This window comes from Metapseudomonas cellulosilytica (genome assembly GCF_049334135.1).
GTDB lineage: Bacteria > Pseudomonadota > Gammaproteobacteria > Pseudomonadales > Pseudomonadaceae > Metapseudomonas.
On sequence record NZ_JBHZGN010000002.1, the window covers coordinates 98,899 to 114,486 of the forward strand.

16 protein-coding genes are annotated in these 15,588 nt (G+C 63.8%); 2 read left to right on the top strand and 14 right to left on the bottom strand.

Going from position 1 to position 15,588, the window contains the following annotated elements; all coding sequences use genetic code 11:
• Window positions 1-8: 8 nt before the first annotated feature.
• Window positions 9-332, top strand: coding sequence for a ferredoxin FdxA (gene fdxA / locus ACFW0H_RS02590; RefSeq protein ID WP_077527701.1), 324 nt, complete (start codon window positions 9-11; stop codon window positions 330-332).
• 443 nt (window positions 333-775) lie between these two features.
• On the opposite strand, the gene rpoS is transcribed toward fdxA, so the two are convergent.
• From rpoS to ACFW0H_RS02630, 8 genes are all read right to left on the bottom strand, one after another.
• On the bottom strand, window positions 776-1,780 hold the full coding sequence (rpoS, locus tag ACFW0H_RS02595) for an RNA polymerase sigma factor RpoS (protein ID WP_271408894.1): 1,005 nt from the start codon (window positions 1,778-1,780) through the stop codon (window positions 776-778).
• A 107-nt stretch (window positions 1,781-1,887) separates the two neighbouring features.
• Window positions 1,888-2,766 (bottom strand): peptidoglycan DD-metalloendopeptidase family protein, encoded by an 879-nt coding sequence (locus ACFW0H_RS02600; protein ID WP_422912339.1) that lies wholly within the window; start codon window positions 2,764-2,766, stop codon window positions 1,888-1,890.
• Between the two features lie 149 nt (window positions 2,767-2,915).
• Window positions 2,916-3,593 (bottom strand): protein-L-isoaspartate(D-aspartate) O-methyltransferase, encoded by a 678-nt coding sequence (locus tag ACFW0H_RS02605; protein WP_459077282.1) that lies wholly within the window; start codon window positions 3,591-3,593, stop codon window positions 2,916-2,918.
• Window positions 3,593-4,342: a 5'/3'-nucleotidase SurE gene (surE, locus tag ACFW0H_RS02610; RefSeq protein WP_422912340.1), complete on the bottom strand. Its 750-nt coding sequence runs from the start codon at window positions 4,340-4,342 to the stop codon at window positions 3,593-3,595. Before surE ends, ACFW0H_RS02605 begins: the two co-directional genes overlap by 1 nt.
• On the bottom strand, window positions 4,330-5,388 hold the full coding sequence (gene truD, locus ACFW0H_RS02615) for a tRNA pseudouridine(13) synthase TruD (protein WP_422912341.1): 1,059 nt from the start codon (window positions 5,386-5,388) through the stop codon (window positions 4,330-4,332). The genes surE and truD overlap by 13 nt, the downstream gene beginning before the upstream one ends.
• Window positions 5,385-5,858: a 2-C-methyl-D-erythritol 2,4-cyclodiphosphate synthase gene (ispF, locus tag ACFW0H_RS02620; RefSeq protein ID WP_422912342.1), complete on the bottom strand. Its 474-nt coding sequence runs from the start codon at window positions 5,856-5,858 to the stop codon at window positions 5,385-5,387. Before ispF ends, truD begins: the two co-directional genes overlap by 4 nt.
• 55 nt (window positions 5,859-5,913) lie before the next feature.
• Window positions 5,914-6,759 carry an S-formylglutathione hydrolase gene (gene fghA / locus ACFW0H_RS02625; protein ID WP_422912343.1) on the bottom strand — a complete coding sequence of 282 codons (846 nt, stop codon included), beginning with the start codon at window positions 6,757-6,759 and terminating at the stop codon, window positions 5,914-5,916.
• A 107-nt stretch (window positions 6,760-6,866) separates the two neighbouring features.
• The gene (locus ACFW0H_RS02630) at window positions 6,867-7,979 is read right to left on the bottom strand and encodes an S-(hydroxymethyl)glutathione dehydrogenase/class III alcohol dehydrogenase (protein WP_422912344.1); all 1,113 of its coding nucleotides are present in this window, start codon (window positions 7,977-7,979) and stop codon (window positions 6,867-6,869) included.
• Window positions 7,980-8,082: 103 nt separating this feature from the next.
• Between ACFW0H_RS02630 and ACFW0H_RS02635 the strand changes: the two genes are divergently transcribed.
• Window positions 8,083-8,997 carry a LysR substrate-binding domain-containing protein gene (locus tag ACFW0H_RS02635; RefSeq protein ID WP_422912345.1) on the top strand — a complete coding sequence of 305 codons (915 nt, stop codon included), beginning with the start codon at window positions 8,083-8,085 and terminating at the stop codon, window positions 8,995-8,997.
• Here ACFW0H_RS02635 and ispD read toward each other — a convergent pair.
• From ispD to tilS, 6 genes are all read right to left on the bottom strand, one after another.
• A complete protein-coding gene (gene ispD, locus ACFW0H_RS02640) occupies window positions 8,973-9,683 on the bottom strand; it encodes a 2-C-methyl-D-erythritol 4-phosphate cytidylyltransferase (RefSeq protein WP_422912346.1) in 711 nt (236 codons plus the stop codon). The genes ACFW0H_RS02635 and ispD overlap by 25 nt on opposite strands.
• The gene (gene ftsB, locus ACFW0H_RS02645) at window positions 9,680-9,964 is read right to left on the bottom strand and encodes a cell division protein FtsB (RefSeq protein ID WP_422912347.1); all 285 of its coding nucleotides are present in this window, start codon (window positions 9,962-9,964) and stop codon (window positions 9,680-9,682) included. Before ftsB ends, ispD begins: the two co-directional genes overlap by 4 nt.
• Window positions 9,965-10,182: 218 nt before the next feature.
• A complete protein-coding gene (eno, locus tag ACFW0H_RS02650; protein ID WP_422912348.1) occupies window positions 10,183-11,472 on the bottom strand; it encodes a phosphopyruvate hydratase in 1,290 nt (429 codons plus the stop codon).
• 144 nt (window positions 11,473-11,616) lie between these two features.
• Window positions 11,617-12,462, bottom strand: coding sequence for a 3-deoxy-8-phosphooctulonate synthase (gene kdsA / locus ACFW0H_RS02655; RefSeq protein ID WP_044873783.1), 846 nt, complete (start codon window positions 12,460-12,462; stop codon window positions 11,617-11,619).
• A 3-nt stretch (window positions 12,463-12,465) separates the two neighbouring features.
• A complete protein-coding gene (locus tag ACFW0H_RS02660; RefSeq protein ID WP_422912349.1) occupies window positions 12,466-14,097 on the bottom strand; it encodes a CTP synthase in 1,632 nt (543 codons plus the stop codon).
• A gap of 171 nt (window positions 14,098-14,268) precedes the next feature.
• Window positions 14,269-15,585, bottom strand: a complete 1,317-nt coding sequence (gene tilS, locus ACFW0H_RS02665; RefSeq protein WP_422912350.1) for a tRNA lysidine(34) synthetase TilS — start codon at window positions 15,583-15,585, stop codon at window positions 14,269-14,271.
• Window positions 15,586-15,588 lie beyond the last annotated feature (3 nt).

Below are 15,588 nucleotides of genomic sequence, written 5' to 3' on the forward strand. Positions count from 1 at the left end.
GAATAGAAATGACCTTCGTCGTCACCGACAACTGCATCAAATGCAAATACACCGACTGTGTGGAAGTCTGTCCGGTGGACTGCTTCTACGAAGGCCCGAACTTCCTGGTCATTCACCCGGACGAGTGCATCGACTGCGCGCTCTGCGAGCCTGAATGCCCGGCGCAAGCCATCTTCTCCGAGGATGAGGTGCCTGAAGACATGCAGGAGTTCATCGAGCTGAACCGTGATCTGGCCGAAGTCTGGCCGAACATCACCGAGAAGAAGGACGCCCTGGCCGACGCCGAAGAATGGGATGGCGTCAAAGGCAAGCTGGAGCAGCTGGAGCGCTGATCCAATTCAGCAGCCCAGACGCAACAAGGCCCGCATATGCGGGCCTTTTGCTTTCCTATGGACGAAAAAAAGGGGCGGGGGGTACCCGCCCACTCTTTTGTCCCTATTCCCTGTAGTCCTTGCTCATCATCCTGATGAATCGCATCCGGCGATGTCCTGGTCAAAGTCCTTTTTGACCCGCGTACATCCTGTACGCAGGTTTGATATTAACGATCCAGAGGCCCGGAGCAAGTTGCCAAAATGACTATCGACGGGCTGAAAAGCACTTAAGCATCAAAATTAATTCTTTATCTATCAACTAGTTACAGAAACAACTCATTCAAATCAGGCTATTCACCAGCAGCAACTTCCAGCAATCACGTACGCGCTTTGTAAGCAATCACTTACATGGCCAGCCACAAAAAAGCCCGGCCGAAGCCGGGCTCTTGCAGATCGGGAAAGCACTACTGGAACAATGCGTCACTGGACAGGCCATTCTTCTCCAGGATTTCCCGCAGGCGCTTGAGCGCCTCGACCTGGATCTGCCGCACCCGTTCGCGGGTCAGGCCGATTTCCTGGCCCACTTCCTCCAGCGTGCAGCTTTCGTGGCCACGCAGACCAAAGCGCCGCACCACCACTTCACGCTGCTTGTCAGTCAGCTCCGATAGCCACTGGTCGATGCTCTGCGAGAGGTCGTCGTCCTGCAGCAGCTCGCAAGGGTCGGTCGGACGCTCGTCGGTCAGGGTGTCCAGCAGGGTCTTGTCGGAATCCGGTCCGAGGGAAACGTCCACGGAAGTCACCCGCTCGTTGAGCCCAAGCATGCGCTTGACCTCATCAACCGGCTTCTCCAACAGGTTGGCGATCTCTTCCGGCGACGGTTCGTGGTCCAGTTTGTGGGTCAACTCACGCGCAGCCCGCAGGTAGACATTGAGCTCCTTGACCACATGGATGGGCAGGCGGATGGTCCGCGTCTGATTCATGATGGCCCGTTCGATGGTCTGACGGATCCACCAGGTCGCATAGGTCGAGAAGCGGAAGCCCCGTTCCGGATCGAACTTCTCCACCGCCCGGATCAGTCCGAGGTTACCCTCTTCGATCAGGTCGAGCAGCGACAGGCCGCGGTTGACGTAGCGTCGCGCGATCTTTACCACGAGGCGGAGGTTGCTTTCGATCATGCGCTTGCGCCCGGCAGGATCTCCGCGCTGTGCAAGGCGCGCGAAGTGCACTTCTTCTTCCGGGGTTAGCAGGGGGGAGAAACCGATTTCATTGAGGTACAACTGGGTCGCGTCGAGCGCCCGGGTGTAGTCGATGTACTTGTGCTGCTTGGGTGAGGTTGAGTGTCGGGATTTGGCGGTAGGCAGAGGCGCGTCGTTCTCCTCGCTCAACGCATCATCCAAAATGACCCCCGGCTCCAGAAGGAGCAGTTCGTCATCGACGTCAAACTCCGGCGCTTCTTTATTGAGTGCCATTGTTGTTGTCCCTTGCTGAGTTCGACAACAAGCCCCGGCGAAGCCTTCTATCCCTGGCGCCGCCTGAGCCCGTCCTTACCACGTGGTGGAACGGGCTGAATAACGGATCAACGACGTGGCAGGTATTGCAGGGGATCTACAGGCTTACCTTGACGGCGAATTTCAAAATGAAGCTTCACCCGGTCAGTACCCGTTGAGCCCATCTCGGCAATTGTCTGCCCGACCTTGACCTGCTGCCCCTCCCGCACTAGCAACCTGCGGTTATGACCGTAGGCGCTTACGTAGGTATCGCTGTGCTTGATGATGACCAATTCGCCGTAGCCCCGTAATCCACTTCCGGCGTATACAACAGAACCATCTGACGCAGCCAAGACAGGCTGGCCTAATTCCCCAGCGATATCAATCCCTTTATTCAAACTGCCGTTTGACGAAAAACGCCCGATCAGAGGGCCGCTCGCCGGCCATACCCAACCCGCTGAAGAGCCCGTTCCAGACGCTTTCGGCGCGGTCGTCGGCGCGATTGCCACTGGCTGCTGCGCCGGGGTCTGCGGACGGACAGCCGGCTGTTGTGCCTGCACAGGCGGCAGGTTGGAAACACTGCTTCCCGTCCTGGGATTGGCAGCCACAGGAGCTGTCGCAACCACCGCAGGTCGCGACTGGCCGGGTTGAACGTCGAAGCGAATGATCTGACCCGGGCGAATCACGTAGGGCGCTGGAATGCCATTGCGTGCAGCCAGGGCCTTCCAGTCCCAGCCGAAGCGGAAAGCAATGGAATAGAGGGTATCGCCGCGCTGGACCCGGTACTGGCCGCTGGTGACGGGTTTGCGCTGCGGGGCGGCGGTCCCCGACTGACTGCGGTCTACTACGCTGAAACCGTCCTTCTGGGTACTGGAGCAGCCCGCCAGCAAGATGCCGACGGCCATAGCGGGCAACCAGGTAAGCCCTTTCCCCATGCTGATCCTCTGCCGAATGGCCATCAGGCTCACTCTTGTCCCCTTTCCCAACGTTCCTAGGTGTTAGTTATTGTGCCGGAAATATCCGGACGAGCCAGTCGCCTGCGGCACAAAGTGCAGCAGGCGAGCAGCTTGCGATGCATCAGAAAATTGCCCGCGACGCTGGTTCCCTCGGTGCGGACTCAGGCCAGGGGGCCGTGGAGCAGCGGCACGAAACGCACCGCATCGAGCACATGACGAGCGAACCCCTGCTCCTCACGGATGATCAGCATCAGCTGTTGGACGTCGCCGGCCCCGACCGGAATCACCAGGCGCCCGCCCGGGGCCAGTTGATCGAGCAGTGCTTGCGGCACCTCGGCCGCGGCGGCGGTCACTATGATGCCGTTGTACGGCGCCAGCGCGGTCCAGCCTTCCCAGCCATCACCCCAGCGGAACACCACATTGCGCAGGTTGAGCACCGCCAAGCGCTCCTTGGCCTTGTCCTGCAGGACCTGGATACGTTCCACGGAAAACACACGCTCCACCAGCTGCGCGAGGATCGCGGTCTGGTAGCCCGAACCGGTACCGATCTCCAGCACCTTGTCCAGCGGACCGGCTGCCAGCAGCAGCTCGGTCATCCGCGCAACCATGTAAGGCTGGGAGATGGTCTGGTTGTGGCCGATTGGCAGCGCAGTGTCTTCGTAGGCGCGATGGGCCAATGCTTCGTCGACGAACAGGTGACGCGGTGTCCGGCGAATGGCCTCGAGCACTCGGGCGTTGGACAGCCCTTCCTCGTACAACCGCTGGATAAGGCGCTCGCGGGTACGCTGGGAAGTCATGCCGATCCCGCGGCGCATCAGGTCGTCCTGTTCCCGGGGCATCAGAGCAGGCCCTCCAACCAGCTGTCGAGACCCTTGAAGGCCTCGTTGAACGTCCGATCGAGCTGCAAGGGCGTGATGGAAACGTAGCCTTGCATCACTGCATGGAAATCCGTGCCCGGCCCGCCATCTTCGGCATCGCCGGCCGCGGAAATCCAGTATCCCTCTTTCCCCCGTGGGTTGACCACCTTCACCGGCGCCGCAGCGCGCGCCCGATGTCCGAGCCGGGTCAGTTGAATACCACGGATGCGCTCCAGCGGCAGGTTGGGGATGTTCACGTTGAGCACAGTGCGCGGCGGCAGGTCGAGCCGGTCATGGGCCGCCACCAGTCGGCGGGCAACATGGGCGGCGGTGGGCAGGTTGTCCACTTGGCGCGACAGCAGCGAGAAGGCAAATGCGGGCAGGGCCAGGAAACGCCCTTCGAGTGCGGCCGCCACGGTGCCGGAATAGAGGACGTCGTCGCCCAGGTTGGCGCCGAGATTGATGCCCGACACCACCATGTCCGGCAACTGCTCGAGCATGCCGTTCAGCCCCAGGTGGACGCAGTCGGTCGGCGTGCCATTGAGACTGATGAAGCCGTTGTCCAGCGTGCTGGGATGCAGCGGGCGGTCCAGGGTCAGGGAACTGCTTGCGCCACTCTTGTCCTGGTCAGGTGCGATGACCACGCAGTCCGCGTAATCCTTGAGCGCACCATGCAGAGCGGCGAGACCGGGGGCATTCACCCCGTCGTCGTTGGAAATCAGAATGCGCATGGGTTTTCCGTCTGCCCTGCCGGCAGCAGATCGACGAGCTCACGCACCACTGCGGTGGCGAAGCATCCAGCCGGCAGGACGAATTCCAGTTGCAGAACGTCAGGCTCGGGATAATGCCACGTCAGGCCGCCAATGGGGAGGCGGAGGATGCGCCGTTCGTGCGCCAGTCCCGCTTCGGCGAGCCAGTGGCAAAGTGCCTGCTCAGCTTGCGCCACGCCGTGCTCCAGGGCCTGAGTGCCTCCCGCTGCGGGGGACGGACCGGCGCCCCAGAGCGGGCCGGTCGGGTGCAGGTCGAGTTGCGCCAGACGCGGATCGACACATTCCGCCTCGCCGGCCGCAAAGAAGCTGCGGCTGTCGGTGAACGCCAGCAGGTCGCCGACCTGGGCCTGGTTCCAGGTGCCGGCGGCGACCCGCTCGGCCAACACCCGGTTGAACAGGAAACTGCGTCCCGCCGAGAGAAGCCGCGAACGCAGGTTGCGCTGCACCGGCAGTTCCTTGCGTTCGGCAAAGTCGCGGGCATCGACGACATTGCCGCCGCCATGGCCGAAGCGCTGCAGGCCGAAGTAATTGGGCACGCCGGCTTCCGCGAGGCGCTTCAGACGTACGTCCAGCGCCTGGCGATCGGCCGCAAGGCGAGTCAGGCGAAGGGTGAAGCCATTGGCCGAATGGGCGCCGCGTTGCAGCTTGCGCTTGTGGCGTTCGCTCTTGAGGATGCGCAGGTTGGCATTCTCGGCGGCGGACAAGTCCGGATCGGCCTTGCCCGGCAGGTGCAGGCTGAACCACTGGCGAGTCAGGGCCTGACGGTCCTTGAGCCCGGCGTAGCTGACCACCCGCAATGGCACACCGGCCGCGCGGGCGATACGCCGCGCCGCCTCCTCGGTATTCAGCTCGCGCTTTTCGACCCAGAGCCAGAGATGCTCGCCTTCGCCGGCCAGGGGGATATCCAGCACCTCATCGACCTGGAAGTCCTCCGCCGTCGCCTTCAACTGCGCCTGCCCCAGGGCCTCGCCATGGGCACGCGGGCCCAGCAATTCGAGTTCGATCATGCCTGCAGCAACAGGGCCACCGCATGCACGGCGATGCCCTCCTCGCGGCCAGTGAAGCCGAGCTTCTCGGTGGTGGTGGCCTTGACGTTGACCTGGTCCAACTCGACCTCGAGGTCGGCGGCGATGTTGGCGCGCATGGCCTCGATGTGCGGCGCCATCTTCGGCGCCTGGGCAACTATGGTCCCGTCGACATTGCCGACCTTCCAGCCCTTGGCCTTCACCAGGGCCAGCACATGGCGCAGCAGCGCACGGCTGTCGGCCCCCTTGAACTGCGGGTCGGTATCCGGAAAGTGCTTGCCGATGTCGCCCAGCGCGGCTGCACCCAGCAGCGCATCGCTGAGGGCGTGCAGCAGCACGTCGCCATCGGAATGGGCGATGAGCCCGAACTTGTGGGGAATGCGCACACCGCCCAGGGTGATGAAATCGCCCTCGCCGAAGCGGTGTACGTCGTAACCGTGGCCAATTCGCATAGTCAGAAGTACGCCCTGAAAAGTCAGGGCGCGATTCTACCCGCTTTGACGGGAGTTAGCCCTTAAGGGCTTCGGCGTGATGCCGCAGGTGGTCATCGATGAAACTGGCGATGAAATAGTAGCTGTGGTCATAGCCCGGCTGCAGGCGCAGAGTCAGCGGGTGACCGGCTGCCTTGGCCGCGGCTTGCAGGGCTTCGGGCTTGAGCTGGTTGACGAGGAAGTCGTCGCGGTCGCCCTGGTCGACCAGTATCGGCAGGCGTTCACGTGCCTCGGCCAGCAGCACGCTGGCATCCCAATCGCGCCAGCGGGCGCGGTCTTCACCCAGGTAGCGACTGAAGGCTTTCTCGCCCCAGGGGCAAGCCATGGGATTGCTGATGGGGGCGAATGCCGATAGCGATTGGTAACGCCCGGGGTTGCGCAGGGCGCAGACCAGTGCCCCGTGACCGCCCATGGAATGGCCACTGATGCCACGCTTATCGGAAACCGGGAAATTGGCCTCGATCAGCGTCGGCAGCTCGTGCACCACGTAGTCATGCATGCGGTAGTGCCGGGCATAGGGTTCCTGGGTCGCATTCAGGTAGAAACCGGCGCCCAGGCCGAAGTCCCAGGCGCCATCGGGGTCGCCCGGAACATCCGCGCCGCGCGGGCTGGTGTCGGGAGCGACGATGATCAATCCCAGCTCGGCAGCGAGGCGCTGCGCGCCGGCCTTCTGCATGAAGTTCTCGTCGGTGCAGGTCAGGCCTGACAGCCAGTAGAGCACCGGCAGCTTCGCGCCCTGCTCAGCCTGGGGCGGCAGGTAGACGGCGAACACCATGTCGCAGTTGAGGCTGCTGGAGCGATGGCGATAACGCTTGTGCCAGCCGCCGAAGCTCTTGTTGCTGGAAACGATTTCGAGGGTCATAGGTGCAGCTCCAAGCCGCAAGCCACAAGCTGCAAGCGGTCAAGAGCCCCCTCCGCGCGCCGGGGCTGGGCTCTGACTTGTTGCTTGCAGCTTGAAGCTAGCCGCTATCAGTAGTGGATGACCGAACGGATGCTCTTGCCTTCGTGCATCAGGTCGAACGCTTCGTTGATCTTGTCCAGCCCCATGGTATGGGTGATGAAGGTATCCAGTGGGATTTCGCCCTTCTGCGCCTTGTCCACGTAGCTCGGCAGCTCGCTGCGGCCCTTGACGCCACCGAAGGCAGAGCCGCGCCAGACGCGGCCGGTCACCAGCTGGAACGGACGGGTGCTGATCTCCTGGCCGGCGCCGGCCACGCCGATGATCACCGACTCGCCCCAACCCTTGTGTGCACATTCCAGGGCCGCGCGCATCAGCTGAACGTTGCCGACGCACTCGAAGGAATAGTCCACTCCGCCATCGGTCAGCTCGACGATGACCTCCTGGATAGGCTTGCTGTGCTCCTTGGGATTGACGAAGTCAGTGGCGCCCAGTTGCTTGGCGATCTCGAACTTGGCCGGGTTGATGTCAATGGCGATGATACGGCTGGCCTTGGCCATCTTGGCGCCGATGATCGCCGCCAGGCCGATGCCGCCCAGGCCGAAGATGGCGACTGTGGCGCCCTCCTCCACCTTGGCGGTATTGAGTACCGCGCCGATACCGGTGGTCACGCCGCAGCCGAGCAGGCAGACCTTTTCCAGGGGCGCGTCCTTGGGCACCTTGGCCAGGGAGATTTCCGGCAGCACGGTGTACTCGGAGAAAGTCGAAGTGCCCATGTAGTGGTAGATCGGCTGGCCCTGGTAGGAGAAGCGGGTGGTGCCGTCGGGCATCAGGCCCTTGCCCTGGGTGGCGCGGATCTTCTGGCAGAGGTTGGTCTTGCCGGACTTGCAGAACTTGCACTCGCCGCATTCGGGGGTATAGAGCGGGATCACGTGGTCACCCACCGCCACCGAGGTGACGCCCTCGCCGACGGCTTCGACGATGCCGCCGCCTTCATGGCCGAGGATGCAGGGGAACACACCTTCGGAGTCGGCGCCGGACAGGGTATAGGCATCGGTGTGGCAGACGCCGGTGGCCACGATCCGCACCAGGACTTCGCCGGCCTTGGGCGGCGCTACATCCACTTCGACGATCTGCAGCGGCTGGTTGGGCGCGAAGGCCACGGCGGCGCGGGACTTGATCATGGTGACTCTCCAGCTGATTGAAATGGCCAAGGAGTGTAGTTGAGCCGCTGATGGTAAATAATCCATCACAATGAAAAACATTATTGCTATTGAGGGATAATCAATGAGCCGCTGGGAAGGCCTGGACGAGTTCGTCGCCGTCGCCGAATCGGGCCAGTTCACCGCCGCTGCCGATCGCCTGGGGGTGTCCTCCTCCCACGTCAGCCGGCAGATCGCCCGCCTGGAAGAACGCCTGCAGACCCGACTGTTCTACCGCAGCACGCGCAAGGTAGCGCTGACCGAGGCCGGCCAGACGTTCCTGCAGCACTGCCAGCGCCTGCTGGACGCGCGTGAGGAAGCGCTGCGGGCGGTGAGCGACCTGACCAGCGAACCCAAGGGCCTGCTGCGCATGACCTGCGCGGTGGCCTACGGCGAGCGCTTCATCGTGCCACTGGTCAACGACTTCATGGCGCGGCACCCGCAGCTGCGGGTGGACATCGAGCTGAGCAACCGCACCCTGGACCTGGTGCATGAAGGCCTGGACCTGGCGATCCGCCTGGGTCGCCTGCAGGATTCGAGGCTGGTGGCCACGCGCCTGGCGCCCAGGGTCATGTACCTGTGCGCGGCCCCCGCCTACCTGGAGCGCTACGGTCGGCCCCACAGCCTGTCGGAACTGGCGCGGCACAACTGCCTGATCGGCAGCACCGACCACTGGGACTTCCTCCAGCAGGGGCGCGAGCATGCCGTCCGGGTCCAGGGCAATTGGCGCTGCAACAGCGGGCAGGCGGTGCTGGACGCGGCCCTGCGGGGTTTCGGCCTGTGCCAGTTGCCGGACTACTACGTTCTGGAACACCTGCGCAGCGGTGCCCTGGTATCGCTGCTGGAACAGCACCGACCACCGAATACAGCGGTCTGGGCGCTTTATCCACAGCAGCGGCACCTCTCGCCCAAGGTGCGACAGCTGGTGAACCTGTTGAAAGAGGGGTTGGCCGGACGGCCGGAGTACGCCGAGGTTCAGCCGCGCATCGACCAGCGCTGACGCAACCAGTCGAGGTCCTCGGGACGGGTGACCTTGAGGTTGTCGGCACGCCCTTCCACCAGCTTCGGCGCGTACCCCGCCCACTCCATTGCGGAGGCTTCATCGGTGATGGCGACGCCGGCCACCAGGGCATCGGCCAAGGCACGGTGCAAGGCACCGAAACGGAACATCTGCGGCGTGTAGGCCTGCCAGATGAGGCTGCGATCGACGGTTTCCACCACCCGCCCATCGGCGCCGACACGCTTGAGGGTATCGCGGGCCGGCACCGCGAGCAGACCGCCCACGCTGTCATCGGCCAGTTCGGCGAGCAGTCGGTCAAGGTCGAAACGCGACAGGTTCGGCCGCGCCGCATCGTGCACCAGCACCCAGTCGTGGGGCCGGGCACCGTGCTCGGCCAGGCGCAGCAATGCGCTCAGCACCGAGTCGGCGCGCTCCTTGCCACCGTCGGCACGAATGATGCGGTCGTCGCCGGCGCAGGGCAGCGCCGGCCAGTAAGGGTCGTCCACCGACAGGCTGATGACCAGCCGCTTGAGCTGCGGGTGGTCGAGGAAGCAGTCGAGGCTGTGCTCGAGGATGGTGCGCCCGGCCAGTTCCAGGTATTGCTTGGGGCGGTCGGCGCGCATGCGGGCACCGACGCCGGCGGCGGGAATCACTGCCCAGAAGAAGGGAGTATCGGACTGGCTCATTCGGCAATCTGGTAGAGGGTTTCGCCGTCCTTGACCATGCCCAGCTCATGACGGGCACGTTCTTCCACGGTTTCCATGCCCTTCTTCAGCTCCAGCACTTCCGCCTCGAGGATGCGGTTGCGCTCCAGCAGGCGTTCGTTCTCGCCTTTCTGCTCGGCGATCTGCTGCTGCAGTTCCTTGACCTGCGCCAGGCTGCCGTCGCCCACCCAGAGGCGATACTGCAGGCCAGACAGCAGCAGGATCAGGACGACGAACAACCAGTAAGTGTTAGGGCGAGTCATTTTGCCTGGGAGTATCCATGCGAAAAGGGCAGCTTGCGCTGCCCTTTTACCATTCCTCAACCGGTTGCGTCGCTGCCGTGCGGCGGGAGACGACCGGTCAGGTGAAATCAGGTGAAGCTGCGAAGTTTACATGAAGTAAAGATGCAATCCCCGCCTGATTTCAACATGGACCGACCGAGACTTGTTCACGATCGCGCGAACCGATCGTGGCCAGTCTCTTAGCCGCGGAACTCGGCACGGCCGCGGTAGGGAGCCTTTTCGCCCAGTTGCTCTTCGATGCGCAGCAGCTGGTTGTACTTGGACACGCGGTCGGAACGGCACAGGGAGCCGGTCTTGATCTGGCCGGCAGCGGTGCCTACGGCCAGGTCGGCGATGGTGCTGTCCTCGGTTTCACCGGAACGGTGGGAGATCACCGCGGTGTAGCCGGCGGCCTTGGCCATCTGGATGGCTTCCAGGGTCTCGGTCAGGGAACCGATCTGGTTGAACTTGATCAGGATCGAGTTGGCGATGCTCTTCTCGATGCCTTCCTTGAGGATCTTGGTGTTGGTCACGAACAGGTCGTCACCGACCAGCTGTACCTTAGCGCCGATCTTCTCGGTCAGGCCTTTCCAGCCAGCCCAGTCGGACTCGTCCATGCCGTCTTCGATGGAGATGATCGGGTAGCGCTGGGTCAGGCCGGCCAGGTAGTCGGCGAAGCCGGCGGCGTCGAAGGTCTTGCCTTCGCCGGACAGGTCGTACTTGCCATCCTTGAAGAATTCACTGGAAGCGCAGTCCAGGGCCAGGGTCACGTCGGTGCCCAGCTTGTAGCCGGCGTTGGCAACGGCTTCGGCGATGGCGGCCAGGGCGTCTTCGTTGGAGGCCAGGTTCGGGGCGAAGCCGCCTTCGTCACCCACGGCGGTGTTCAGGCCACGGGCCTTCAGCACAGCTTTCAGGTGATGGAAGATCTCGGCGCCCATGCGCAGGGCATCGGCAAAGTTCTTGGCGCCAACCGGCTGAACCATGAACTCCTGGATGTCGACGTTGTTATCGGCGTGCTCGCCACCGTTGATGATGTTCATCATCGGAACCGGCATGGAGTACTGACCCGGGGTGCCGTTCAGCTCGGCGATGTGGGCGTACAGCGGAATGCCCTTGGCCTGGGCAGCGGCCTTGGCGGCAGCCAGGGACACGGCGAGGATGGCGTTGGCGCCCAGCTTGCCCTTGTTCTCGGTACCGTCCAGTTCGATCATGGCGCGGTCCAGGGCTTTCTGGTCGGCAGCATCTTTGCCCAGCAGCAGGTCGCGGATCGGGCCGTTGATGTTGGCTACGGCTTTCAGTACGCCCTTGCCCAGGTAACGGCTCTTGTCGCCATCACGCAGTTCCAGTGCCTCGCGGGAACCGGTGGAGGCACCGGACGGCGCGCAAGCGCTGCCGACGATGCCGTTCTCGAGGATCACATCGGCTTCCACGGTGGGGTTGCCACGGGAGTCCAGAACCTCGCGGCCCTTGATGTCGACGATCTTTGCCATTGTTGTTAGCACTCCAAAAGTTGACGAAAACGCTCAGCAGAAAGTGAGGCTGCTCGCCGGGCCTCAGGGTCGGCAGACCCGGCGAAAGTTCTGACCAATCGGTCAGATTGTGCCCACGCGGCACTTTACCGGAGAACGGCCCGTTCAGGCAGTCTCGATTGGCGGAAAACTCTTGACCAGGTCATCCAGCTGCTTGAGCTGGGACAGGAACGGCTCGAGTTTGTTCAGGCGCAGGGCGCAAGGACCGTCGCACTTGGCGTTGTCGGGGTCCGGATGGGCTTCCAGGAACAACCCGGCCAGGCCCTGGCTCATGCCGGCCTTGGCCAGGTCGGTGACCTGGGCGCGGCGGCCGCCAGCGGAGTCGGCACGGCCACCCGGCATCTGCAGGGCGTGGGTGACGTCGAAGAATACCGGGTACTCGAACTGCTTCATGATGCCGAAGCCGAGCATGTCCACGACCAGGTTGTTGTAGCCGAAGGAGGAGCCACGCTCGCAGAGGATCAGGCGATCGTTGCCGGCTTCCTCGCACTTGGTGAGGATGTGCTTCATCTCCTGGGGTGCGAGGAACTGGGCCTTCTTGATGTTGATCACCGCGCCGGTCTTCGCCATCGCCACCACCAGGTCGGTCTGGCGGGAGAGGAAGGCCGGCAGCTGGATGATGTCGCAGACCTCGGCCACGGGAGCCGCCTGGTAGGGCTCGTGGACGTCGGTGATGACCGGCACGCCGAAGGTTTTCTTCACTTCCTCGAAAATCTTCATGCCCTCTTCCAGGCCCGGGCCACGGAAGGAGTTGATCGAGGAGCGATTGGCCTTGTCGAAGCTGGCCTTGAACACATACGGGATGCCGAGTTTCTCGGTGACCCGCACATACTCTTCGCAGACCTTCAGGGCCAGGTCGCGGGACTCCAGCACGTTCATGCCGCCGAACAGCACGAAGGGCTTGTCGTTGGCGATCTCGATGTTGCCGACGCGGACGATCTTCTGCGCCATGGGTCAGGCCTTCTTCGCTTTCTGCGCCAGGGCGGCGTTGACGAAGCCGCTGAACAGCGGATGACCATCACGCGGAGTGGAGGTGAACTCCGGGTGGAACTGGCAGGCGACGAACCAGGGATGGTCCGGAGCTTCCACCACTTCCACCAGGGCGCCGTCGCCGGAGCGGCCGGTGACTTTCAGGCCGGCTTCCCGCAATTGCGGCAGCAGGTTGTTGTTCACTTCGTAGCGATGGCGATGACGCTCGACAATCTCGTCCTTGCCGTAGCAGCCGCGAACCAGCGAGCCGTTTTCCAGCTGGCAGGCCTGGGCGCCGAGGCGCATGGTGCCGCCCAGGTCGGAGGCTTCGGTACGGATTTCCGTGGCGCCGGTGGAATCCTGCCACTCGGTGATCAGGCCCACGACCGGGTGGCCGCTGGACTTGTCGAACTCGGTGGAGTTGGCGTCGGACCAGCCGAGCACGTTACGGGCGTACTCGATCACCGCCACCTGCATGCCGAGGCAGATGCCGAGGTAAGGGATCTTGTTCTCGCGAGCGTAGCGTACGGTGGTGATCTTGCCTTCCACGCCGCGCAGGCCGAAGCCGCCCGGTACCAGGATGGCGTCGACGCCTTCCAGCAGGCCGGTGCCCTGGGTCTCGATGTCTTCGGAGTCGATGTAGCGCAGGTTGACCTTGGTGCGGTTCTGAATGCCGGCGTGGCTCATCGCTTCGATCAGCGACTTGTAGGCGTCCAGCAGCTCCATGTACTTGCCGACCATGGCGATGGTGACTTCCTTTTCCGGGTTCAGCTTGGCATCCACCACGCGGTCCCATTCGGAGAGGTCGGCGCCATTGCACTGCAGGCCGAAGCGCTCGACGACGAAGTCGTCCAGGCCCTGGGCGTGCAGCACGGAAGGAATCCGGTAGATGGTGTCGACGTCCTGCAGGGCGATCACTGCGCGCTCTTCCACGTTGGTGAAGAGGGCGATCTTGCGGCGCGAGGACAGGTCGACTTCGTGGTCGGAGCGGCAGATCAGCACGTCCGGCTGCAGGCCGATGGAGCGCAGCTCCTTCACCGAGTGCTGGGTCGGCTTGGTCTTGGTCTCGCCGGCGGTGGCGATGTAGGGCACCAGGGTCAGGTGCATCAGCATGGCGCGCTTGGCGCCCACTTCCACGCGCAGCTGGCGGATGGCTTCGAGGAAAGGCTGGGATTCGATGTCGCCGACGGTGCCGCCGATTTCCACCAGGGCCACGTCCGCACCAGCGGCGCCCTTGATGATGCGGTGCTTGATCTCGTCGGTGATGTGCGGGATCACCTGGATGGTGGCGCCCAGATAGTCACCACGGCGCTCCTTGCGCAGCACGTCGGCATAGACGCGGCCGGTGGTGAAGTTGTTGTTCTGGGTCATGGTGGTGCGCACGAAGCGCTCGTAGTGGCCCAGGTCGAGGTCGGTCTCGGCGCCGTCCTCGGTCACGAAGACTTCACCGTGCTGGAAGGGACTCATGGTGCCCGGATCGACGTTGATGTACGGATCGAGCTTGAGCATGGTGACCTTCAGGCCCCGCGCTTCCAGAATGGCGGCCAAGGATGCCGAGGCGATGCCTTTCCCCAAAGAAGAAACAACACCACCCGTGACGAAGATGTAGCGCGTCATGAAAAACCCTAGAAGTCTGCGTTTAGGCGAAAGCCGCCGGGGAAAGCGATGAAGGGCTATGGCCTTCAACCATGGAGCGCCAATGGGCGCTGCTTCAAAAGCAACAACCGCCGATTCCGAAGGAATCAGCGGAAGCTATGTAAGACGGGAGCGTAGTCTACCGGAAAGACCCTACCAGCTCAAACCTTGGTCATTCGTCGGTGGCGTCCAGCGCAGCTGCCAGCCGCCCTGCCGCGAGCCATCGAGGTCCGGCAGATTGGCGACCCCGACTAACACTCCATCCACCATCAGCAGCGGCAATCGGCCGCGGACGAATGCCGGCAGGCGGGACTCGTTGAGCAGACGTTTGAGGTCGCGATGTCCACGCCCCGGCAGCTGCAACACTTCCCCACCCAGCCGGTAGCGTACTTCGAGCCGTCCGGCGGGAGGCGCGCCGAGCAACTCGACACGGCCGTTGCCGGGCAACTCCAGCGGCCTGCGGGGATCGGTCCAGGTCAGGTTCGACAGCGGGGCGATCAGCCATTCCCCCGCCAACCACCACAACCGCCCGTCGGCGCGGTGCAGCTCCCCCGTCGCCAGGCGCCAGACGGGCCTGGCGTCGGCGGCCGCATCCCTCAGATCCGCCCAGCCTGCCCAGTGGTCGCTATCCGGCAGTGGTGTCAACGGCGACAGCCAATGGCGCAGGGCATTGCGCTGCCGGGCGGGTGTGAGTGCGGCCAGCGCCTGCAGATCGAGGGACGGCAAGGTCAGCCAGGGGAAGTCGCAACCGCCCTGGGCGTCCTGGAGATCGATCCTGGCCAACTCGGCCAGCAGCTCATCGGCCTCGCTCATGTGCCCGGCGCTGCGCACCAGGGTTTCCGCGACTCGTGGCCAGCGGGCCCGCAGGATCGGGAAGATGTCGTGACGGAGGAAGTTACGCGCCAGCGCCGTGTCGGTATTGCTCGGGTCGTCGACCCAGTCGAGCCCCTCGGCGCGGGCGTAGGCTTCCAGTTCGGCGCGGGACACCTGCAACAAGGGTCGCACCAGGCTTCCACGCCCGAGCGGACGGCTTTCCGGCATGCCTGCCAGGCCACGCACCCCGGTACCACGAAGCAGGCGGAAGAGCAGGGTCTCGGCCTGATCATCACGATGCTGGGCACTGAGCAATACCTCGCCGACACCCAATCGGTCGATGAAGGCGGCGTAGCGCGCATCGCGCGCGGCACGCTCCAGGCTGGGCCCGGAATCGACCGTCACCCGCACGACCTCGAGGGGCACACCAAGCGGTTCACAGACTCGCCGGCAATGCTTTGGCCAGGCATCGGCCGCAGCCTGCAGGCCATGGTGCACATGGATGGCGGAAAGCGGCGGCAAGGCTTCGTGCCGAGCGAGTCGCGCCAGCAGATGCAGCAGAACGGTGGAATCGAGCCCGCCGGAAAAGGCGACGCGCCAGGCCGGCGCCTGGCGCCAAGGGGCCAGGGCGGACAGTAGGCGGGATTCGAGGGACATGGG